This is a genomic window from Pseudomonas sp. SZ40 (genome assembly GCF_052958135.1).
In genome coordinates, this window is the sequence record NZ_JBQWIF010000014.1 from 94,940 (window position 1) to 117,546 (window position 22,607).

At 64.4% G+C, this 22,607-nt stretch carries 18 protein-coding genes; 10 read left to right on the forward strand and 8 right to left on the reverse strand.

Features of this window, described 5'->3' with window-relative positions; genetic code table 11:
- The first annotated feature begins 23 nt into the window (after positions 1–23).
- The 5 genes from ACT9T4_RS13405 (at position 24) to trpE (ending at position 6,260) form a co-directional block, all read left to right on the forward strand.
- Entirely contained in the window at positions 24–1,412 is a 1,389-nt protein-coding gene (locus ACT9T4_RS13405; RefSeq protein ID WP_179539807.1) for a hypothetical protein, read from the forward strand.
- 43 nt (positions 1,413–1,455) lie between these two features.
- Complete coding sequence (gabD, locus tag ACT9T4_RS13410; RefSeq protein WP_499117421.1) at positions 1,456–2,907, forward strand: NADP-dependent succinate-semialdehyde dehydrogenase; 1,452 nt, start codon at positions 1,456–1,458, stop codon at positions 2,905–2,907.
- Between the two features lie 304 nt (positions 2,908–3,211).
- Complete coding sequence (gene rpe, locus ACT9T4_RS13415) at positions 3,212–3,886, forward strand: ribulose-phosphate 3-epimerase (protein WP_042556604.1); 675 nt, start codon at positions 3,212–3,214, stop codon at positions 3,884–3,886.
- Positions 3,883–4,563, forward strand: a complete 681-nt coding sequence (locus ACT9T4_RS13420) for a phosphoglycolate phosphatase (protein ID WP_499117424.1) — start codon at positions 3,883–3,885, stop codon at positions 4,561–4,563. The genes rpe and ACT9T4_RS13420 overlap by 4 nt, the downstream gene beginning before the upstream one ends.
- A gap of 218 nt (positions 4,564–4,781) precedes the next feature.
- Complete coding sequence (trpE, locus tag ACT9T4_RS13425; RefSeq protein WP_179539810.1) at positions 4,782–6,260, forward strand: anthranilate synthase component I; 1,479 nt, start codon at positions 4,782–4,784, stop codon at positions 6,258–6,260.
- 356 nt (positions 6,261–6,616) lie between these two features.
- Here the strand turns inward: trpE and ACT9T4_RS13430 are convergent, their stop codons facing one another.
- The 5 genes from ACT9T4_RS13430 to ACT9T4_RS13450 are packed head-to-tail and all read right to left on the reverse strand — an operon-like array spanning position 6,617 to position 12,795.
- Entirely contained in the window at positions 6,617–8,350 is a 1,734-nt protein-coding gene (locus tag ACT9T4_RS13430) for an acetyl/propionyl/methylcrotonyl-CoA carboxylase subunit alpha (protein ID WP_499117426.1), read from the reverse strand.
- A complete protein-coding gene (locus ACT9T4_RS13435) occupies positions 8,347–9,960 on the reverse strand; it encodes a 5-oxoprolinase subunit B/C family protein (RefSeq protein WP_499117428.1) in 1,614 nt (537 codons plus the stop codon). The genes ACT9T4_RS13430 and ACT9T4_RS13435 overlap by 4 nt, the downstream gene beginning before the upstream one ends.
- A gap of 9 nt (positions 9,961–9,969) precedes the next feature.
- Positions 9,970–10,776, reverse strand: coding sequence for a putative hydro-lyase (locus ACT9T4_RS13440; protein WP_042556609.1), 807 nt, complete (start codon positions 10,774–10,776; stop codon positions 9,970–9,972).
- Positions 10,773–11,543, reverse strand: coding sequence for a LamB/YcsF family protein (locus ACT9T4_RS13445; protein WP_499117430.1), 771 nt, complete (start codon positions 11,541–11,543; stop codon positions 10,773–10,775). The genes ACT9T4_RS13440 and ACT9T4_RS13445 overlap by 4 nt, the downstream gene beginning before the upstream one ends.
- A gap of 16 nt (positions 11,544–11,559) precedes the next feature.
- Complete coding sequence (locus tag ACT9T4_RS13450) at positions 11,560–12,795, reverse strand: NRAMP family divalent metal transporter (RefSeq protein WP_042556611.1); 1,236 nt, start codon at positions 12,793–12,795, stop codon at positions 11,560–11,562.
- A 292-nt stretch (positions 12,796–13,087) separates the two neighbouring features.
- Between ACT9T4_RS13450 and ACT9T4_RS13455 the strand changes: the two genes are divergently transcribed.
- On the forward strand, positions 13,088–13,750 hold the full coding sequence (locus tag ACT9T4_RS13455) for a GntR family transcriptional regulator (protein WP_499117432.1): 663 nt from the start codon (positions 13,088–13,090) through the stop codon (positions 13,748–13,750).
- Positions 13,751–13,838: 88 nt separating this feature from the next.
- Here the strand turns inward: ACT9T4_RS13455 and ACT9T4_RS13460 are convergent, their stop codons facing one another.
- The gene (locus ACT9T4_RS13460) at positions 13,839–14,546 is read right to left on the reverse strand and encodes a 3'-5' exonuclease (RefSeq protein WP_499117434.1); all 708 of its coding nucleotides are present in this window, start codon (positions 14,544–14,546) and stop codon (positions 13,839–13,841) included.
- Positions 14,543–16,474, reverse strand: coding sequence for a DUF294 nucleotidyltransferase-like domain-containing protein (locus tag ACT9T4_RS13465; protein ID WP_499117436.1), 1,932 nt, complete (start codon positions 16,472–16,474; stop codon positions 14,543–14,545). Before ACT9T4_RS13465 ends, ACT9T4_RS13460 begins: the two co-directional genes overlap by 4 nt.
- Positions 16,475–16,713: 239 nt before the next feature.
- Between ACT9T4_RS13465 and ACT9T4_RS13470 the strand changes: the two genes are divergently transcribed.
- Entirely contained in the window at positions 16,714–17,754 is a 1,041-nt protein-coding gene (locus ACT9T4_RS13470; protein WP_042556615.1) for a glycoside hydrolase family 5 protein, read from the forward strand.
- 88 nt (positions 17,755–17,842) lie between these two features.
- Entirely contained in the window at positions 17,843–18,886 is a 1,044-nt protein-coding gene (locus ACT9T4_RS13475) for an acyltransferase family protein (protein WP_499117438.1), read from the forward strand.
- Positions 18,887–19,112: 226 nt separating this feature from the next.
- On the opposite strand, the gene ACT9T4_RS13480 is transcribed toward ACT9T4_RS13475, so the two are convergent.
- On the reverse strand, positions 19,113–21,290 hold the full coding sequence (locus ACT9T4_RS13480; RefSeq protein WP_042556617.1) for a malate synthase G: 2,178 nt from the start codon (positions 21,288–21,290) through the stop codon (positions 19,113–19,115).
- 312 nt (positions 21,291–21,602) lie between these two features.
- Between ACT9T4_RS13480 and ACT9T4_RS13485 the strand changes: the two genes are divergently transcribed.
- The gene (locus ACT9T4_RS13485) at positions 21,603–22,049 is read left to right on the forward strand and encodes a GNAT family N-acetyltransferase (protein ID WP_499117444.1); all 447 of its coding nucleotides are present in this window, start codon (positions 21,603–21,605) and stop codon (positions 22,047–22,049) included.
- A gap of 23 nt (positions 22,050–22,072) precedes the next feature.
- The gene (locus ACT9T4_RS13490; RefSeq protein WP_042556631.1) at positions 22,073–22,591 is read left to right on the forward strand and encodes a glycine cleavage system transcriptional repressor; all 519 of its coding nucleotides are present in this window, start codon (positions 22,073–22,075) and stop codon (positions 22,589–22,591) included.
- The last annotated feature ends 16 nt before the right edge of the window (positions 22,592–22,607 follow it).

Below are 22,607 nucleotides of genomic sequence, written 5' to 3' on the forward strand. Positions count from 1 at the left end.
TACTAATAACATTGGTAATCCAAATGTCCGAACTGCACCAACAAGGCCCGGAGGCGCCCTACACGCCCCTTGGGCCATTCAAGCTGCGTCTGCCTTTCATCCATTACCGCTTCGAAATCTCCGACTACATGCAGGGTCTGCTGATGTGCGCGGTGGATCTGGCGGCGATCCCGCTGATGACCGAATTCCTCGGCATGCCCTTCGAGGTGGCGCTGGCAGTGGTCATGCTCAACGGTCTGCTGTACCTGATCCACCACCTGCTTGGCGACCCGGTGGTGCCGGGCTGGATCACGCCGGCCATTCCCATGCTCATGGCCTATTGCAGCCAGTTCCCGGAGGGCGCCGAGCGGGTGCACGCGCTGATCGCCTTCCAGTTGATGCTGGGGATATTCTCCATCGGCCTGGGCATGACCGGGATGGCACGCAGGGTGGTGTCGCTGGTGCCCTCGGCGCTCAAGGCCGGAATCATCATGGGCGCCGGGCTCAGTGCGGTGGTCACCGTGTTCAAGGAGGGCGGCCGCTTCGACGCCTTCCCCTGGACGATCTCCATCGCCATCGGCGTGGCCTTCTACTTGGTGTTCTCCATGCACTTCCAGGAGCTGAAGAAGTGCAACCGCTTCTGGTGGAACTTCGCCAAGCTGGGCATCTTCCCGATCATCCTGCTGGCGGTGATCGTCGCGCCGATCTTCGGCGAAGCACCCTGGCCGAGCATCGAGTGGGGCATCAGCAAGCCCGACTTCATCACCCTGTGGAACGAATACACCGTGTTCGGCCTCGGTATGCCGCCGCTGATGATGTTCGTCACCGCCATCCCCACTGTGCTGGCCGCCTATCTGGTGGTGTTCGGCGACGTACTGAGCAACCAGGCGATCCTCGACGAGGGCGGCAAGGTGCGCCGCGACGAGAAGATCGACTTCGATCCCAATCGCTCGCACCTGCTGTTTGGCGGGCGTAATGCGCTGATGAGCATCCTCGGCCCCGATGTGGCGATGTGCGGCCCACAGTGGGCAGCCATGCAGGTGGTGATCACCGAGCGCTTCAAAGGCGGCGCCAAGGCGATGAAATCCATCTACGGCGGTGTCGGTTCGTTCCGCTGGGGCACCAATACCGGCTTGCTGCTGTTGCCGGTGGTGACTCTGGTGCAGCCGATTCTCGGCGTTGCGCTGGCGCTGACCCTGCTCATTCAGGGCTACGTGAGCGTACGCCTGGGCATCATGGAAGCGCGCAGCCAGCGCGATCTGGGCATTGCCGGGGTGATCGGCGCGGTGCTGGCGATCAAGGGCGCCGGCTGGGCGTTCGCCATCGGTCTCGGCCTGTGCCTGCTGATCTATGGCACCCGCTTCTTCCGCGGCGAGAACGACCAGACCTTCAGCAAGGACCTGCCGCCCGCCGAACCGGTCGGCAAAGACTAACTATCAATCCGGGAACCGACGGCTCCCGGCCACTGGAGAGATCATGAAACTCAACGATCCCGATCTGCTGCGTCATCAGGCCTATATCAATGGTCAGTGGCGCGACGCCAGCGACGGCGCCACCACGGAAATCTTCAATCCGGCCAATGGTGAATCCCTGGGCCGCGTGCCGAACCTGGGCGCCGCCCAGACCCGCGCGGCCATCGAGGCTGCCCGTGATGCCCCGCCGGCCTGGCGCGCGCTGACCGCCAAGGAGCGCGCTGCGCGCCTGCGCAACTGGTACGAGTTGATGCTCGCCAATCAGGAAGACCTGGCGCAGATCATGACGGCCGAGCAGGGCAAGCCACTGAGCGAAGCGCGCGGCGAAGTGCTGTATGCCGCCTCGTTCATCGAGTGGTTCGCCGAGGAAGCCAAGCGCGTCTATGGCGATACCATCCCCGGTCATCAGGCCGATAAGCGCCTGCTGGTGACCAAGGAGCCGGTCGGCGTGACCGCTGCGATCACGCCCTGGAATTTCCCCGCGGCGATGATCACCCGCAAGGCTGGCCCGGCCCTGGCGGCTGGCTGCGCCATGGTGCTCAAACCTGCGCCGCAAACGCCTTTCAGCGCTCTGGCTCTGGCCGTACTGGCCGAGCGTGCCGGCATTCCAGCCGGGCTGTTCAGCGTATTGCCGGCAGACGCCGAGCGCTCCCGTGAGGTGGGCGCCGAACTGTGCGCCAACCCCATCGTGCGCAAGCTGTCGTTCACCGGCTCCACCGGTGTCGGCATCAAGCTCATGAAGCAGTGCGCGCCGACGCTCAAGAAACTGTCCCTGGAGCTGGGTGGCAATGCACCCTTCATCGTCTTCGCCGATGCCGATCTGGATGCCGCGGTAGAGGGCGCCATGGTCGCCAAGTACCGCAACGCCGGGCAGACCTGCGTCTGCGCCAATCGCCTGTACGTCCACGATGCGGTGTACGACGCCTTTGCCGAGAAGCTCGCGGCAGCGGTTGCCAAACTCAAGGTCGGACACGGCGCCGAGGCGGGCGTGACCACCGGCCCGCTGATCGACGGCAACGCCGTGGCCAAGGTGCAGGCGCATCTGGCCGATGCGCTGGAGAAGGGCGCCAGGGTCGTGCAGGGCGGCAAGGCGCTGGGCGGCAACTTTTTCGAGCCGACCGTGCTGGCAGACGTAACCACCGAGATGCGTGTCGCCCGCGAGGAAACCTTCGGCCCGCTGGCACCGTTATTCCGCTTCAGCGACGAAGCCGAGGTGGTACGCCAGGCCAACGACACCGAGTTCGGCCTGGCCTGTTACTTCTACACCCGCGATCTGGGCCGCACCTTCCGGGTGGCCGAGGCGCTTGAGTACGGTATGGTCGGTATCAATACCGGGCTGATCTCCAACGAAGTGGCGCCGTTCGGCGGCATGAAAGCCTCCGGCCTGGGCCGCGAGGGCTCCAGGTACGGCCTCGACGAGTATCTGGAGATCAAGTACCTCTGCCTGGGTATCTGAGCGGCTCTTTCGAGGCGTTGGTAGAAAAGCCGATCAGCGTGCTTGAGGTTTGCATGCGTAGCGGCATGCACGGTGGACGGGTGAAGCGTCGTCCACCCTACGACTACCGCCGCCATCTTCAGTGAGCGCGTTTGCGCGTGGGCATCTGCTCCGGCATGTAGCCCGGTCCGAGCGTAGCGCCACCCGGGGGCTGCGCCCAACCCAAGCTACGAGCGGTGCAGACTCCAAGCCGTGCGCCTGTCGATCAAAGGCCTGTCAGTCGTTACAATGCGCGCCACCGTGACCAAGCACTCAGAGGTGCGCCATGCAACCCTTCGCCATCGCCCCGTCGATCCTTTCCGCCGACTTCGCTCGCCTGGGTGAGGAAGTGGACAACGTACTCGCCGCCGGGGCGGACATCGTCCATTTCGATGTCATGGATAACCACTACGTGCCCAACCTGACCATCGGCCCGATGGTCTGCACGGCGCTGCGCAAGTACGGCGTCACCGCGCCCATCGACGTGCACCTGATGGTCAGTCCGGTGGATCGCATCATCGGTGACTTCCTCGAAGCCGGTGCCAGCTACATCACCTTCCACCCTGAAGCCACCCTGCACATCGACCGCTCCCTGCAGTTGATCAAGGATGGCGGCGCCAAGTGCGGCCTGGTGTTCAATCCGGCGACCTCGCTGGAGTCACTGAAGTACGTGATGGACAAGGTCGACATGATCCTGCTGATGAGCGTCAACCCCGGTTTCGGTGGCCAGAAATTCATCCCCGGCACCCTCGACAAGTTGCGTGAAGCCCGCGCCCTGATCGACGCCAGTGGCCGTGACATCCGCCTGGAAATCGACGGTGGCGTCAGCGCCAAGAACATCCGCGAGATCGCCGAAGCGGGCGCCGACACCTTCGTCGCCGGCTCGGCGATCTTCAATCAGCCGGACTACAAGGCCGTGATCGACGCCATGCGTGCCGAGCTGGCCCAGGTGCGTGGATGAAACCGCTGCGCGCGCTGTGCGCCGGTGAGCTGCCACGTCTGGTGATGTTCGACCTGGACGGTACCCTGGTCGATTCGGTGCCGGACCTGGCCTCCGCCGTCGACCGCATGCTGGTCGAGCTGGATCGTGAGCCCGTCGGCGTCGAGTGCGTGCGCCAGTGGGTCGGTAACGGCGCGCGCGTGCTGGTACGCCGTGCCCTGGCCGGCGGCATGGATCATTCGTCGATAGGCGAGGCCGAAACCGATGCGGCGTTGGCGCGCTTTCTCGATATCTATGCCGACTGCCACGATCTGATCAGCCTGTACCCCGGCGTGCACGAACTGCTCGAAGCCCTGAGCACTGCCGCCGTCGAGCTGGCCGTGGTCACCAACAAGCCGGAGCGTTTCGTCGCGCCGCTGCTTGAGCAGGTTGGCCTGGGTGGTTATTTCCGCTGGATCATCGGGGGCGATACCCTGCCCCAGCAGAAGCCCGACCCGGCCGCGTTGCTGCAGGTGATGCGACTGGCTGGAGTGACGGCCGCGCAATCGCTGTTCATCGGCGACTCGCGCAGCGACGTACTTGCCGCTCGCGCCGCCGGTGTGCCTTGTGTGGCGGTGAGTTACGGTTACAACCATGGCCGACCGATCGCCGAAGAAGAGCCGCAGTTGGTGGTCGATAGCATGGCCGAACTTCTCTGAAGGGGCTCTGACGGCATTTGGTTGCTTGAGTCGAGCGGCTGCGCTACCTTGGCCGCTCGTTATTTCCCCTCTTCGAGATGCGCCCGTGGTGGTCACCTGCAAACTCTGGATGAAAGTCATCAAGGCCCTGGCCCGTTGGCGCTGGCGCGCCTGACTTTCACCTGCCGCAACAGGCGGCCCGTTCGCACTGACCGATTTTCCAAGCCACGAGGCTGATCATGATCCATGAAGAATTCCTGCGTTTGGCCGCTGAAGGCTACAACCGCATTCCGCTCGCCTGCGAAACCATCGCCGACTTCGACACGCCACTGTCGATCTACCTGAAGCTGGCCGACGCGCCCAACTCCTACCTGCTCGAGTCGGTGCAGGGCGGCGAGAAATGGGGGCGTTATTCGATCATCGGCCTGCCGGCGCGTACCGTGCTGCGCGTGCACGACCACAGCGTGGTGATCAGCACCGATGGCGTCGACGTCGAACGCCACGAATGTGCCGACCCATTGGACTTCGTCGAGACCTTCAAGGCTCGTTACAGCGTACCGACCATTGCCGGTCTGCCGCGCTTCAACGGCGGCCTGGTCGGCTACTTCGCCTATGACAGCGTGCGCTATGTGGAACCGAAGCTGGCCGGGGGCGTCAACCCCGATACCTTGGGCACCCCGGACATCCTGCTAATGGTCTCCGACGCCGTGGTGGTGTTCGACAACCTGGCCGGCAAGATGCACGCCATCGTGCTGGTCGACCCGGCCGAGCCCGACGCCTTCGCCCGTGGCCAGGAGCAGCTGCAGGCCATCCTGCACAAGCTGCGTCAGCCCTTCACGCCGCGCCTCGGCGTAGACCTCAACAAGGCGTCGGGTGAGGAGCCGTCCTTCCGCTCCAGCTTCAGCCGCGACGACTACGAACGCTCGGTCAACGCCATCAAGGATTACATCCTTGCCGGCGACTGCATGCAGGTGGTGATCTCCCAGCGCATGTCGATCCCGTTCAAGGCCGCGCCCATCGACCTGTATCGGGCACTGCGCTGCATCAATCCGACGCCGTACATGTACTTCTTCAACTTCGGTGACTTCCACGTCGTCGGCTCGTCGCCGGAAGTGCTGGTGCGCGTGGAAGACAACCTGGTCACCGTACGCCCCATCGCCGGCACCCGTCCGCGCGGCGCCACCGAAGAGGCCGACCTGGCGCTGGAGCAGGACCTGCTCTCCGACGCCAAGGAAGTCGCCGAGCACCTGATGCTCATCGACCTGGGCCGTAACGACACCGGCCGCGTCTCGGAAATCGGCTCGGTGAAGCTGACCGAGAAGATGGTCATCGAGCGTTATTCCAACGTCATGCACATCGTTTCCAACGTCACCGGCGAGCTGAAGAAAGGCCTTACCTCCATGGACGCCCTGCGCGCCATCCTGCCGGCCGGTACCCTCTCGGGCGCACCGAAGATCCGCGCAATGGAGATCATCGACGAGCTCGAACCGGTCAAGCGTGGCGTCTATGGCGGTGCGGTCGGTTACTACGCCTGGAACGGCAACATGGACACCGCCATCGCCATCCGCACCGCAGTGATCAAGGACGGCGAACTGCACGTCCAGGCTGGCGCCGGCATCGTCGCCGACTCGGTCCCCGCCTTGGAGTGGGAAGAAACCCTCAACAAGCGCCGCGCCATGTTCAAGGCCGTTGCCCTCGCCGAACAAAGCGGCTCCTGAGTGCCTTGACGGCACCAGAGTCTCCAGGCTGCACACAGAAGCCCCATCCACCCGGATGGGGCTTTTTGCATCAGCGCCGCGATCGCCAGCAAGCTGGCTCCTACACAGGAGGCTGTTCGTGTAATTGATAGCCGGATGGGTTTGCTCGAAGCGATATCCACAAAGGTCCTGAGTGCACCCTCGCACCGACAGCCAACCCGCAACTTCCTTGTAGGAGCTGGCTTGCCAGCGATGTTCTCGCACGCGGCTCGCCGTTCTGACGATCGGAAGTAGGGTGGACGTCGCTTCATCCGTCCACCATCGTGATGGTGAATGGAAACGGCGGCCCTTATCCACCCTGCTGGTTTGGGGCGATATCAGCCTTCGAGTTTGGCCAGCGCTACGCCTGCGTCGAGGTAGGCGCCGGCCTGTTCGCGGATGGTCAATGTGCCGCTCACCGGGGCGGTGATCTGGGTTTCCATCTTCATGGCTTCCATCACGGCAATCACGTCGCCGGCTGCCACCTCGGCACCATCCTCGACCAGCCAGGCATGCAGGTTGCCGGAAATCGGCGCTGTCACCAGGCCTTCTTCCGCTGTGGGGGGCGCTGCCTGGGGAGCCGCTTGGGTTCCACCGGCCAGCGGTGCCAGGCCTTGCAGCAATGCACTGGGCAAACCCAGTTCATGGCGTTTGCCGTCGATCTCGATGAAGGTGCGCAGCACGGCGGCATCAGCGGCTGGCAGGGTGCGTGGGGCCAGGGTGATCTGTTCGGCGAAATCGGTCTCGATCCAGCGCGTGTGCACGGCGAAGCGCTCGGGGCCGGTGAAGTCGTCGTGGGCCATCACGGCCTGGTGGAACGGCAGCACCGAGGCGATCCCTTCGATCTGGAATTCGGCCAGCGCACGGCGGGCGCGAGCGATGGCCTGTTCGCGGGTGGCGCCGGTGACGATCAGTTTGGCCATCATCGAGTCGAAGGTGCCGGGCACTTTCGAGCCGCTTTCCACGCCGCTGTCCAGGCGCACGCCGGGACCGCTCGGGGGGCGGAATGCAGCGATCTGCCCCGGGGTGGGCAGGAAGCCCTTGCCGGCATCTTCGGCGTTGATACGGAATTCGAAGCTGTGACCACGGGGTGTTGGCGTTTCGCTGAACGACAGCGGCAGGCCGTCGGCGACACGCAGTTGTTCGATCACCAGATCGATGCCGGTGGTTTCTTCGGTTACCGGGTGTTCGACCTGCAGACGGGTGTTCACTTCCAGGAACGACAGGGTGCCATCGGCGCTGAGCAGAAACTCCACGGTACCGGCGCCGACGTAGCCAGCCTTGGCGCAGATGTCGTGAGCGGCCTGGTGGATGCGCTGGCGCTGCTCGTCACTGATGAAGGGCGCAGGTGCCTCTTCCACCAGTTTCTGGTTACGCCGCTGCAACGAGCAGTCCCGCGTGCCGACCACCACCACGTTGCCGTGGGTGTCGGCGATCACCTGCGCTTCGATATGCCGCGGGCGGTCGAGAAACTGCTCGACGAAGCACTCTCCACGCCCGAACGCCGCCTCGGCTTCGCGTACTGCCGAGGCGTACAGCTCGGCGACTTCATCCATGCGCCAGGCGACTTTCATGCCCCGCCCACCGCCGCCGAACGCGGCCTTGATGGCGATTGGCAGACCATGCTGCTCGGCGAAGGCCAGCACTTCGGCAGCACTTTGCACTGGGCCGGGCGTACCGGCGACCAGGGGCGCGCCGACCTGCTGGGCAAGCTTGCGGGCCTCGACCTTGTCGCCGAGCACGTCGATGGTTTCCGGGTTGGGACCGATCCAGATCAGCCCGGCGTCCTGCACGGCACGGGCGAAGTCGGCACGCTCGGAGAGAAAACCGTAGCCGGGGTGCACGGCATCGGCACCGGCGCGTTTGGCGATGGCCAGCAGTTTGCCGATGTCGAGGTAGGTGTCGGCGGGGCGCTCGCCGTCCAGGGCATAGGCTTCGTCGGCCTGGCGGACGTGCAGGGCGTCGATGTCGGCGTTGGCGTACACGGCCACCGAGCCAATACCCTGGTCGCGGCAGGCGCGGGCGATGCGCACGGCGATTTCACCACGGTTGGCGATCAGTACTTTTTTCATGGGATCTCTTTCACGTCGGCAGTGGAAAGGAGGGCGTCGGCCTGCAGCTCGGCGAACGCATCGATCGGGTTGAAGCGGATCTGCGCATTGATCGGTATCTGTCCGGCCAGGTCCAGGTGGTGGCTGGCCACGGCGGCGATCACCGGGTAGCCGCCGGTCAGCGGATGGTCGGCAAGGAACAGCACCGGTTGGCCACTGGCAGGCACCTGAATGGCGCCGAGCGAGGTGCCTTCGCTGGGCAGCTCGTCAGGGTTGCAACGCTCCAGCGGCACCTCACCGGCCAGGCGAATGCCCACCCGATTGGATTGCGGGGTGACGCGCCACAGCTGGCTGCTCAGCCGTTGGATGGCGGCTTGGGTGAACCAGTCGCTGCGCGGGCCCATGACCACATCCAGGGTGACCACGTCGTTGGCGGTCGGTAGCGCGAAGGCGGGCGCTTCCTGCACCGATACGCTGCAGCCACCGCTGGTTTCGTTGAAGCCCAGCCGGTCGCCGGCAGCCAGGGCCGGGGGGCCGACCTGCGCCAGGGTGTCGGTGGCCAGGCTGCCCAGCACGGGCGCGACAGCGAAGCCGCCGCGAATCGCCAGGTAGCTGCGCAAGCCCGCCTTGGGGGCACCCAGGCTGACGCGGTCGCCGTCTTCCAGTTCGATGGGCTGGTAATTGTCAGGCTGCCACTGCAGGCCGCTGGCGGTGGTCACGGTCAGCGGCGTGCGCGCGCCGGTGACGGCGATGATCGTGCGTCCATGGCAGACGAAGCTCAGGCCGCCGAGCACCACTTCCAGGCAGGCGCTGGCGGAGTCGTTGCCCACGGCGCGATTGGCCGCGCGCAGGGCGCCACGATCCAGCGCGCCGGACATCGACACGCCCTGATCGGTGTGACCGGCGCGGCCGAGATCCTGCAGCACGCTCTGCAGGCCGGGGGTGAGAATTTCCAAGTGGGCGCCGCTGCATGTTTCGCTGGCCGCGGGCTGTTCGTGCGCTGGCAGGCCGCCGGGCGTTAGTGGCCCGGCATCCGTGAAGCGCACCTTGTAGCCGGGGCGCAGCAGGGCCGGTTCGTCGCGCCCCAGGTCCCACATCTGCAAGGGCGTGACGCCGATGATCTGCCAGCCGCCGGGGCTGGCCTTGGGATAAACACCGCTGAAGTTGCCGGCCAATGCCACCGCACCAGCCGGAATGCGCGTGCGCGGGGTTTGTCGGCGCGGTATCTGAAAGCCCGCGCCCCCGGTGAGATAACCGAAGCCCGGCGCGAAGCCGCAGAAGGCGACCTCGTAGTCTGCGCTGGTATGGCGGCTGACTACTTCTTCACGGCTGATGCCCAACAGGCTGGCGACCTCGTCGAGATCCTCGCCGTTGTAATGCACGGGGATCTCCACGCGGCGGCTTTCCCGCGTGCTGCGCTGGCTCAGGTCGCGGCGGGCGATGTGGTTGATCAGCACCTGCCGGTCGACAGCACTGGGTCGGTATTGGATCAGCAAGGTGCGCGCTGCCGGAACGATTTCTTCGATGCCGGCTATGGGCGTGGCCTGCAGCGAGTCGAACAGCGCCAGGGTTTCGTCCAGATCGGCCAGTTCCACCAGCAACGCATCCAGATTGACGGGGAGAAAACGCACTGCAAGCTCCTACACGTGGTACGTGCTGTCGGGCACGTCGGTGATGAACATATGGCCTGGCGAATGGGTGATCGCGAACGGCACGCCGGAAGCCATGACGGCCGCCTGGGGCGTGACGCCGCAGGCCCAGAACACGGGTATCTCACCTGCGTCGATACGCACAGGGTCGCCGAAATCCGGTTTCTGCAGGTCGGCGATACCCAGGCGTTGTGGCTCGCCGATATGCACCGGGGCGCCATGCACCGAGGGGTAGCGCCCGGAAATGCCGGCCGCTTCGGCGACGCGATCCGCCGGGATCGGCCGCATCGACACCACCATCTCACCGTGCAGACGGCCTGCGGGGCGGCAGGCGCGGTTGGTGCGGTACATCGGTACGTTGCAGCCATCGGCGATATGCCGTACTTCGATGCCGGCTTCCTGCAGGCCGGTTTCGAAGGTGAAGCTGCAGCCGATCAAAAAAGCCACCAGGTCCGGGTGCTCCGCCCAGGCTGCGCTCGCATCGCTGACCTCTTCGGCCAGCTTGCCGTCGCGCCAGATGCGGTACAGCGGAATGTCGGTACGCAGGTCGGCGCCTTCGGCCAGTACGGTGCGCGGGCTGCCGGCGTCGCTGACGTCCAGCACCGGGCAGGCCTTTGGGTTGCGCTGGGCGTAGAGCAGGAAGTCGTAGGCCCAGTCGCGGGGCAGGGCGATCAGGTTGGCCTGGGTCATGCCGGGAGCGATACCGGCGGAGGGCGCGATCAGGCCATTACGATACCCGGCGCGGGCTTCGCGTGCGGCGGCGATGGCGGCCTGTTGAGCGCGTTGCAGGGCGTTCATCGGGCGGCTCCGGCAAAGGATTGCAGGGTCACGCCGGACTTCTCCAGCAACTGGCGGACCTCGAGGGCCATCTGAATGGCGCCGGGGCTGTCGCCATGCACGCAGATGGAATCGGCCTCGATCCGCGTGACGCTGCCGTCGATGGCTTCTACCGTGCCGTCTTCGACCAGACGCAGCATGCGCTGCGCGACGTTCTCGGCATCGTGCAGCACGGCGCCCGGCTCACGGCGTGACACCAGGGTGCCTTGCGGGGTGTAGGCACGGTCGGCGAAAGCTTCGGCAACGCAGGTCAGGCCTTCGCCCCGAGCCAGATCGACCAGGCTGGAACCGGCCAGGGCGACCAGCACCAGGCTGGGGTCGACGACGCGTATCGCCTCGATCACCGCCAGGGCCTGGCGCTGGTCATGGGCAATGGTGTTGTACAGCGCACCATGGGGCTTCACGTAGCGTACCGACGTGCCGGCGGCATGGGCCAGCGCCTGCAGTGCGCCGATCTGGTAGATCACGTCGGCGGTCAGTTCGTCGCTGGCCACGTCCATGTTGCGGCGGCCGAAGCCGACCAGGTCCGGATAGGCCACGTGGGCGCCGATGGTCACTCCCTTGGCCGTGGCGGCTTTGAGGGTGTGCAGGATGCCGGCCGGGTCGCCAGCGTGAAAACCGCAGGCGACGTTGGCGCTGGTCACGATGTCGAGCATTGCGGCATCGTCGCCCATGCGCCACTGGCCAAAGCTTTCGCCCAAGTCGCTGTTGAGGTCGATGTTCGGCATGTCGGGTCTCCTTGAGTCAGGCCACATTGAGGAAAGCGAAGATCGGGACGACCGATTTGGCCGCCATGTACCAGGTCAATGCGCAGGTCAGCGCGCCGAGCACCAGCAACCAGCGGGGGTAGTGGTAGCCCTCCATGAGGTCGGAGCGGCACCAGCCCACGTAGATGAAGATGGTCAGGCCGATCGGCAGGATCAGGCCATTGAAACCACCCGCGAAGATCAGCAGGGCTGCCGGTGGTGTGCCGAGCAGCAGGTAAACGCCCAGGGAAATGGCGATGAATACCACGGTCGCCAGGTTGCGGCCGCGCTCGCTGATGGATTTGTTGAAGACCGTGATGAAGGACATCGAGGTGTAGGCCGCACCGATCACGCTGGTGATGCCCGCTGCCCAGAGGATCAGGCCGAAGGCACGCAGCCCGAATTCGCCCGCCGCGGCCTGGAAGGCTTGCCCGGCCGGGTTGGCACCCTGGCCCGAGGTGTCGATGACCACGCCACTGGCGACGACACCGAGAATGGCCAGGAACAGGATGTAGCGCATCACCCCGGTGACCATGATGCCGCTCAGTGCTGCCTTGGACACCTCGTTGATGTTCTCCACGCCGACCGTGCCGCGATCCAGCAGGCGGTGGGCGCCTGCGTAGGTGATGTAGCCGCCGACCGTGCCGCCGACGATGGTGGTGATGGTCGCGAAGTTGATTTCGTCCGGCCATACCGTCTGGCGCAGTGCTTCACCGAGCGGCGGGTTGGAAGCGAAGGTCACGAAAAGGGTCAGGGCGATCATCATCACCCCCAGCACCACCATGATCCGGTCCACGGCGATGCCGGCGCGGTGCGACATGAAGATGCCGATGCCCACCAGGGCACTGAGTGCGCCGCCCCATTTGGTATCCAGGCCCATCAGTGCGTTGAGGCCCAGACCCGAGCCCGCGATGTTGCCGATATTGAAGACCAGCCCGCCGAAGATCACCAGCACGGCCAGCAGGTAACCACTGCCGGGAATCGCCGCGTTGGCGATATCCGATGCGCGCATGCGGGTCAGGGTGACGATGCGCCAGACGTTCAGCTGCACCACGAAGTCGATGAGGATCGAGGCCAGGATGCCGAACGCGAACGCTGCACCCATGTTCGCCGTGAAGGTAGCAGTCTGGGTGATGAAGCCAGGGCCGATGGCCGAGGTCGCCATCAGGAAGATGGCCGCTATCAGGGAGGAACGACGTGAGCGGGCGAAGTCGCCGGTGGTCTGGGCCTGCATGGAACACTCCTGAGGACTGGGTTACGTGTGCAGGGTGTAAGGCAATCACCATGCCACATCACCAGAAATGCGTTCTCGTTGTTGATTCTAGACGCATTTATTGTTCAACAATCTTATTTGTATTGATGATCTATTTGCACCGTTTTGTTACCTCGTTACCCAGTGATGATTCAGCATGGTGCGTGAGGTGACAACCTTGCCCCTTGCCTGAAGCGCCTCGCTCGGAGACCATCGAGCCTCTTCGGCTCTCGTTCGTTTGCGCAGGGCCCGGCTATTGCTCGGTGGATCGGTGATGAACAAAGACATGCCTGACAACCCGCGAACCCTCGGGGAAACCGTGACGGCGGAGATTCGTCGCAAGCTGGTCGATGGTGAGCTGGTACCGGGGCAGCGGCTTTCCGAGGCGGCGCTGAGCGAAAGCCTGGATATTTCCCGCAATACGCTGCGCGAGGCCTTTCGCGTGCTGACTCAGGAGGGGCTGCTCAAGCATGAGCCCAACCGCGGTGTATTCGTGTCGGTGCCCGATATGGCCTCGATCATCGAGATCTACCGGGCACGGCGATTCGTCGAGTGCCAGGCGCTGGTGCAGGCGTATCCCAAGCATCCGGCGGTGAAACGCATGCGCGAGGCGGTAAGCGCCGCCCAGCGCAGCGCCGAGGTGCCGGACTGGGGCGCAGTCGGCACGGCCAACATGGCCTTCCATGCGGCCATCGTCGAGCTTGCCGACAGCCAGCGGCTCAACACCTTTTACGCGCACCTGTCCGCCGAGCTGCGGCTGGTATTCGGCCTGCTCAACGACCCCGAATTTCTCCACGCGCCCTACATCGACATGAACGCCGCGATTCTCGAACGACTGGAAGCGGGGCGGCCAGACGAAGCCGCCAAGGCGCTGGATGCCTATCTGGTGCAATCCGAGCGCACCATCCTCGCGGCTTATGCTCGCCGCGGCAGCTGATCTGCCGCTCTTGCGAAGCCGGCGCGCGGTCCCTGGCAGGAGCCTGCCTTCAATCTCTGCAGCCGCGGCGACAGGTGGCGAGGAGCGATTACAACGAGGGTGCCTGCTGTCGTCTGCGCCAGCCGGCGAGGCGCTGATCCAGAGTCTTTAGGCTGGCGATCTGCTGCTTGCGGGCCCGGCTGAACAGGATCAGTGCCAACTCGGCGGTCACCAGGGCATCGGCGCTGGCGTGGTGACGTTGCTGCACCTGCAGGCCGAAATGCCGTGTCCAGTCATCCAGACCGCCCTTGCGGATTTCCGCCTCGGGGCAGAGCAGGGGTGCCAGCTCGGCGACGTCGAAGAAGGGGTGGCGCAGGCGCAGGTTCAGGGTCTCTTTCAGGGCGCGGGCGAGCATGCGCTGGTCGAAACCGGCGTGAAAGGCCAGCAGCGGGCTGTCGCCGAGAAACTCCATGAATGCCAGCAGCGCTTCACCCGGCTCGATGCCGGCGGCAATGGCGCTGGGTGCCAGGCCGTGGATCAGCACACTGGCGCTGACCCGATGATCGTCGCGGTGCAGGGTGCATTCGAATTGCTGGCCAAGCTGGATGGCACCGTTGTCGATGACCACTGCACCGATCGACAGCACCTGGTCACGCTTCATGTCCAGCCCACTGGTTTCCAGGTCGAGCACCACCAGGCGTCGCTGCGTCAGCGGTGTTTCATCCGGCACGGCTGGGGCTGGCAATGCATCGCGACGGCGTTGCTGTTCAGGGGGCAGGGTCGTATGGCGGCGGGTCAGCCAGGTAAGTGCATTCATAACTGGTAGCGTAGCGCCAGGCTGCTTTGCAGGCGCTGGGCCTGACGAAAGGATTCACGGAGGATGCGCCGATCCAGGTGGTTGAGACTGTCCGGGTCGAGGCGGTTGGAATACGGCTGGGCCTGACGCGCCTGCAGTTGATGCTGCTGCAGGCGCGTCTGCTGGATGAAGTGATAGGCCTCTTCGTAGGCCGCGCCATCCAGTGGGTCGATGATGGCTCGGTCGATCAGTTCGCGCAGGCGCTGCTGGGTATTGCAGGCCTTGATGCCATTGGCCAGGGCCAGCAGTCGGGCGCCGTCGACGAAGGGCGTCAGGCCCTGGGACTTGAGATCCAGGGTGTCTTTCTCGGCGCCGCGACGGGCCACCACGAAATCCCGAAAGCGCCCAACGGGTGGCCGTTGTCGCAGGGCGTTCTCGGCCATCAGGCGCTGGAACAGGCGGTTGTCGGCGATCTGCCCGAGCAGCTCGTCGCGCAGTTTTTCGCAACCGCTGGCGTCGCCCCACACGGTGCGCAGGTCGAAGTAGATGGTCGAGGCCAGCAGGTTTTCCGGGGACGCATCGCGCACGAAGCCAGCGAAGCGGCGCGACCACTCCTGGCGCGACAGGCACAGTTGCGGGTTGCCGGCCATGATGTCGCCCTTGCACAGGCTGAAGCCGCATCGTGCCAGGCGTTGATTGATCTCCATGGCCAGTGGCAGCAGGCGGCCGCGGATCGCTGCGGCCTCCGCGCCGTCCGCTGCCTCGAAGAGAATGCCGTTGTCCTGGTCGGTATGCAGGGTCTGTTCGCGACGCCCCTCGCTGCCGAAACACAACCAAGTGAACGCAACGCCCGGGTCGCCCAGGTCTTCGATGGTCAGCTCGATCACCCGGCACACGGTGTGGTCATTGAGCAGGGTGACGATATGGGTGATCTGGCTGGCGCTGGCACCGTGGGCGAGCATGCGGTCGACCAGCTGGCGGATGTCTTCACGCAGGGCGGCGAGGGTTTCCACCCGCCCGGCGTGGCGAATGGTGCGGGCCAGGTGCACCAAGTCGACGCGCTGCAGGGAAAACAGGTCGCGCTCGGAAACCACGCCGCAGAGTTTGCCCTGTTCCACCAGGCAGACGTGGGCGATATGCCGCTCGGTCATGGCGATGGCGGCATCGAAGGCGCTGGCGCTCGGCGGCAGGTGGAAGGGCGACTGGGTCATCAGGCTGTCGATCGGCAGCTCCAGCGAACTGCCGTCCGCCACCGCACGGCGCAGGTCACGCAGGGTGAAGATGCCCTGTGGGCGCAGCCCGGGATCGACGATGACGATGCTGCCGACCTGCCCTTCGTGCATCAGCCGCACAGCATCGCGCAAGGGCAGGTCCGGTGCGCAGGCGATCGGTTGGCGCATGGCCAGCTCGCCCAGGCGGGTATCCAGCGAATACTGCGAGCCGAGGGTTTCCACCGCGCGCATCTGCACCTGCTGGTTGACCTGATCGAGCAGGCTGCTGACGCCGCGCAGGGCGAAATCGCGCAGTGGCGTGGACTGCGCGAACAGACGGGCGAAGGCGGTTTTGTCGAGCAGCAGGCAGAAGGTGTCCTCGGCGGCCAGGTGAGCGGTGCGCGTGGCCCGTTCACCGATCAGCGCGGCCATGGGAAAGCACTCGCCGCTGGTGATCTCGAAGGTGGTTTCCGTGCCGCGCCGCGCCGAGTGCGGGCGCTGGCCATGAACGCGGCCCTGCTTGACGATGTAGAGGTGCTGCACCGGGCCATCGTCCGGGTGGATGATGGTGTCATCCTCGCCATAGAAGCGCAGTTGGCAGTGTTCGACCAGATAGGCGAGGTGGGCGGTATCCATCTGGTTGAACGGTGGAAACTTCTGCAGAAACTCCATGGTGCCGTGGATGTTCTGCTGCACCGCGGTCTTGCCGGCCAGGGCGAAATCGTCCGCTGGTTTCATCGCTCGCTGTTCCTTTCGTTCTTGTGGCGACATGGTGGCGACCTGGGCCCGGATTCGACATAGGACGTAAGTCTAGGGTCTGTCGGCGGCCTGCGTTTTATCGATTGTCACGAGATTAGCGCGGCCGGTCGTGAACCTCTGCGGTCATTTGGCGTCCTGTTTGTCTGGGACGCATTTTGTCTGAGACGCATTTTTAATCCGGAGCGCTTCGTTCAATTCCGGAGACAGAGGAGAGCACCATGAGCGGCAACCATCTTGGCCGAACCCTGGCCCTCGGCCTTGGCATCATCCTGAGTTGCAGCGCCAGCGCGCAGCAGAAGCCCATCGAGCTTATCGGCATCAACGTGGCTGGCGCGGCATTCGCCAGTTCGCACATTCCCGGCAAGCACGGCACCAACTTCTTCTTCCCGCCGTCCGGTTATTACACCAAATGGCAGCAGAAGGGCATCAGCTGGGTGCGCTTCTCCATTCAGTGGGAGCGCCTGCAGCCCAAGGCCAATGGCGAGTTCGACGAAAGCTACGCCAAGCTGATCGACAAGACCCTTACCGAAGCCCACCAGAGCGGCATCGAGGTGATGCTCGACGTGCACAACTACGGGCGTTACTACGACAAGGTGATCGGCACCGACGATGTACCGATCTCCGCCTACAAGAACCTGATGGAACGCATCGCCGCACGTTGGGGCAACAACCCGGCGGTGTATTCCTACGACCTGATGAACGAGCCCTACGGCGCGGCCAACAAGTTCTGGCCGGAAGTGGCCCAGGCCGGCATCGACGGGGTGCGCAAGTACGATTCGAAGAACGCGGTGTACGTCGAGGGTGCGCAATATTCGTCGGCAACGCAGTGGCCGAAGCTCAACGATGCCTTGCTGGACCTGAAGGATCCGGCGAACAACATCGTCTATTCGGCGCACATGTACATCGACCCCGACAGCAGCGGCAGTTACAAGCAGGCCCTGGCGCCCAATCTGGATCCGCAGATTGGCGTCAAGCGCATCGAACCCTTCGTCAACTGGCTGATCAAGCACAACAAGAAGGGCCATATAGGCGAGTTCGGCGTGCCGGCCGACGACGAGAGCGGCCTCAAGGCCCTGGATCAGACCCTTGCCTACCTGCAGAAACACTGCATCCCGTTCACCTATTGGGCGGCGGGGCCCTCGTGGGGCAAGCACAAGTTGTCGATCGAACCGGTCAAGGGCGTGGACCGGCCGCAATGGGCGGTATTGCAGAAGTACCTGGGGGGCGGCAACTGCACCAGTATCGGTCCGGGAACCTGAGGTTCCCGTTCGCGCTCTGATTAGCGGGGCGGCACTCAATGCTGCCGTCACCGTTCCCCTCGTAAGACCTCATCTCAAGGATGCAAACATGACAAACCGCAATCTGTGGGTGGATTATGCCAAGGCAATCGGCATCCTCCTGGTGGTCTATGGCCATGTGGTGCGCGGTTTGCTCAACGGCGGCATCATTACCGAGAACGTGGATTTCCACTGGCTGGTGGACAGCGTCATCTACACCTTCCACATGCCGCTGTTCTTCTTTCTGTCCGGGCTGTTCTTCTGGCACTCGCTGAACAATCGCGGCAGTGGTGGCCTGTTCTGCAACAAGATCGACACCATCTTCTATCCCTTCGTGCTCTGGTCGTTGCTGCAAGGCAGCATCGAAGTGGTGCTGGCCCGCTATACCAATGGGGGCGTCGGGATGGGCGAAGTGCTGGCGCTGCTGTGGTCACCGCGCGCGCAGTTCTGGTTCCTGTACGCGCTGTTCGCCGCGTTCTGCCTGGCCATCCTGCTCTATCGCAGTTTCTCGACAAGGGCGTTCCTGCCGCTGCTGGTGCTCAGTGCGCTGTTCTACCTGCTGCAACAGTGGACGCCGCGGGTCGCCGCGCTGGTGTTCCTGGCGCAGAATTTCGTGTTCTTCGCCCTTGGGGTCTGGTTCAACCAGATCCGTGATGGCATCGAGGCACGCGCCTCGGCATTCGCCCTGGGTAGCGGCCTGGCGTTCATCGTGGTGCAGTATCTGTTCCACGGTCCGCTTGGCCTGACCTATGCGGATCGTGGTGCGGCATCGCTGGTCGTGGCCTTCATCGGCATTCTGTTCAGCGTCAGCCTGTGCATGGTGCTGGCGCGTCGCCCGCTGGACTGGGTGCTGACCCTGGGCGCGCTGTCGATGCCGATCTTCCTCATGCATATCCTCGCCGGCAGTGGCATGCGAGTGATCCTGAGCAAGTTTCTGGGCATCAACGACGACACCCTGCATATCGTCGCCGGCTGCGTGGCGGGCGTAGTGCTGCCGATCATCGCGGCGAAGATTCTCCAGGCGCTGGGCATCAACTGGTTGTACGAAGCACCGAAGCGTTTCTCCGCCTATCGCTGGCAGCAGCGTCGGGTTGCCGTGCAGCCAGCTGGGTGATGCGGATACCCGGCATTGGCGCAATGCCGACGATTGCTTGGTGGGTTACGCGACGCTTGGAGATTTTCGGTGTTTGAAATTTATAGGCAGTGCGTCGCTAACCTGCGCGGCCCGACCCACCCTACGGGTCTTGCGCGGCTCCATAGGGCGCCGTAACCCGCCACTTGTACGATTCCGGTTTGGAAAAGGAAAACCGCCTTTCGGCGGTTTCCTTTTGCGCGGACGTTTAGCGCGCCTGGCTGGCTTTCAGCTCGCGGCGGCGGCGGTGCAGCACCGGTTCGGTATAACCGTTAGGTTGTTTCGTGCCCTCCAACACCAGCTCCAGCGCCGCCTGGAAGGCGATGTTACCGTCGAAATCCGGCGCCATCGGGCGATACAGCGGGTCGCCCGCGTTCTGCCGGTCGACCACCGGGGCCATGCGCTTGAGGCTCTCCAGCACCTGCTGTTCACTGACCACGCCATGGCGTAGCCAGTTGGCCAGCAACTGGCTGGAGATGCGCAGGGTGGCACGGTCTTCCATCAGGCCGACATCGTTGATGTCCGGCACCTTGGAGCAACCGACGCCCTGGTCGATCCAGCGCACCACGTAGCCGAGAATGCCCTGGGCGTTGTTGTCCAGTTCGTTGCGGATGTCCTCGGCGCTCCAGTCGGTGCTGGGCGCCAGCGGGATGCTGAGGATTTCGTCCAGCGAGGCCGGTGTGCGCTTGGCCAGTTCGGCCTGACGGGCGAATACGTCGACCTTGTGGTAGTGCAGGGCGTGCAGGGTGGCCGCGGTTGGTGACGGCACCCAGGCGGTGTTGGCGCCGGCCAGCGGATGGCCGATCTTCTGTTCGAGCATCGCGGCCATCAGGTCGGGCATGGCCCACATGCCCTTGCCGATCTGTGCGCGGCCCTGCAGGCCTGTGGCCAGGCCCACGTCGACGTTGTTGTTCTCGTAGGCGCTGATCCACTTCTCGCTTTTCATGGCGGCCTTGCGCACCACGGCGCCGGCTTCCATCGACGTGTGGATTTCGTCGCCGGTACGGTCGAGGAAACCCGTGTTGATGAACACCACGCGTTCGCTGGCAGCGGCGATGCAAGCCTTGAGGTTGACGGTGGTGCGGCGCTCCTCGTCCATGATGCCGACCTTCAGGGTGTTGCGCGGCAGGCCCAGCACCTGTTCGACACGGGCGAACAGCTCGCTGGTGAACGCCACTTCCTCGGGACCGTGCATCTTCGGTTTGACGATGTACACCGAGCCGGTGCGGGTGTTGGCGCGGCTGCTGTTGCCGTTGAGGTTGTGCAGCGCGGCCAGGCTGGTGCACAGCGCATCGAGAATGCCTTCCGGCAGCTCGTTACCGCTGGCGTCGAGTACCGCCGGGTTGGTCATCAGGTGGCCGACGTTGCGCACGAACAGCAGGCTGCGCCCGTGCAGGGTGAGCTCGCCGCCATCCGGGCGGGTATAGACGCGATCCGGGTTCATGGTGCGGGTGAAGGTGCTGCCCCCCTTGCTCACTTGCTCGCTCAGGTCGCCCTTCATCAGGCCCAGCCAATTGCGGTAGACCAGGGTCTTGTCCTCGGCATCGACTGCGGCTACCGAGTCTTCGCAGTCCATGATGGTGGTCAGCGCGGACTCCATCAGTAGGTCTTTCACGCCTGCCGCGTCGGTGCTGCCGACCGGGCTGCTGGCGTCGATCTGGATTTCGAAGTGCAGGCCGTTATGCTTGAGCAGAATGGCGATTGGCGCGCCGGCTTCGCCCTGGAAACCGACCAGTTGGCTGGCATCGCGCAGCCCGCTGATATCACCCTTGTCGAGGGTGACCAGCAGCTTGTCGCCTTCGATGCGATAGCCGCTGGCATCGGCATGGGAGCCGGCCGCCAGTGGCGCGCTTTCATCGAGAAAGGCGCGGGCGAGGGCGATGACCTTGTCACCGCGCACCCGGTTGTAGCCCTTGCCCCGTTCGGCGCCGCCGTCCTCGCTGATCGCGTCGGTGCCGTACAGCGCGTCGTACAGCGAACCCCAGCGCGCGTTGGAGGCGTTGAGCGCGAAACGGGCATTCATCACCGGCACGACCAACTGCGGGCCGGCCAGGCGGGCGATTTCGTCATCGACGTTTTCGGTGCTGGCTTGCACCTGATCGGGCTGCGGCTGCAGATAGCCGATCTGCTCCAGAAATGCCCTGTAGGCCACCGCGTCGTGGGGCTTGCCGGCCCGGCTGCGGTGCCAGTCGTCGATCTGCGCCTGTAACTGGTCGCGCTTGTCGAGCAGGGCCCGGTTCTCTGGTGCCAGATCGCGGAACACCGCATCGGCACCGGCCCAGAACGCATCGGCCGTGACGCCGCTGCCGGGAATGGCTTCGTCATTGATGAAATCGAACAGCACCTTGGCGACCTGCAGGCCACCGACTTGAATACGCTCAGTCATCTCTCGCCTCTCTGCTTCGCTTAGCCACTGTATCGGCAGGGAACCCTCGGTGCTGCGCAGACAGATCGCTATCGGGGGCCGTTGTAGACGGCTGCCCGCGTCGATGCGGCTTGTCTGGAGATGCTTCGTGAGCGGGGTTTTCCACAACCAGCAGGACTGGGGTTGAATTCATGTAGTGGTTTTCTGCAGATACTACATGAACGAATCGTGAAAAACAGTCCAGAAATGGTCACCGCTACCTTGGTCGTACTCGAGCTTTCTGTATCGTCGAGAGAGCGGCCTATACTGCAGGGCACCCGTGAGGAGTCGATCATGCCGATAAGCGCTGCTGCCACTGCCGATCTCGATGACCTGGTGCCGCTGTTTGCGGCTTATCTGGATTTCTATGGCGTGGACAAGGCCGTCGCGGACGTCCGTGGTTTCCTGGCCGCGCGTCTTGAGCGGGTCGACTCGACGATCTTCATCGCACGTGACGGGCAAGGTGCCGCTCAGGGCTTCGTGCAGCTCTATCCGCTGTACGCCTCGCTGGCCTTGCGCCCGAGCCTGTTGCTGAGCGATCTGTACGTTGCCGACCACGCGCGGCGGCAGGGCATTGGCGAACGCTTGCTCGATGCCGCGCGGCAGCATGCACTGGACACCGGCGCCTGCGGGTTGCAGTTGGAAACGGCAAGAACCAACCTGACGGCGCAGTCCCTCTACGAACGCCTCGGCTATGTCCGGGATGCGGTTTACCTTACCTATTGGCTCGACCTGAGTTGAGCACCAACGACGAGGACGTGAGCATGGATCATCTGATACTGACCGTTATCGCCCAGGATCAACCCGGCCTGGTCGAGCGTGTCGCCCAGTGCGTGGCCAGGCATGGCGGCAACTGGCTGGAAAGCCGCATGTCGCGGATGGCCGGGCAGTTCGCGGGCATCCTGCGGGTGGATGTCCCGGCGGCCTCCCACGGTGCGTTGATGGAGGCGCTGAGCGAACTGAGTGCCCAGGGTATCCGTGTGCAGCTCGCGTCAGCGGGCGCCGAGCCGGACTGCACATGGAAATCCATCCATCTCGATCTGCTGGGCAATGACCGCCCGGGGATCGTGCGCGATATCACCCGGCTGCTGGCGGACAACGGCGTAAACCTGGAGAACCTGGTCACCGATGTCACGCCCGCGCCCATGAGCGGCGAGCCGCTGTTTCACGCCCAGGCGACCCTGGCAGTACCGGAAGGGCTGCCACTGAGCACGCTGCAGACCTCGCTGGAAACCCTGGCGGACGATTTGATGGTGGAATTGAAGTTGCGGATGGAGGAGTAGGAAGACTTCACGAAAC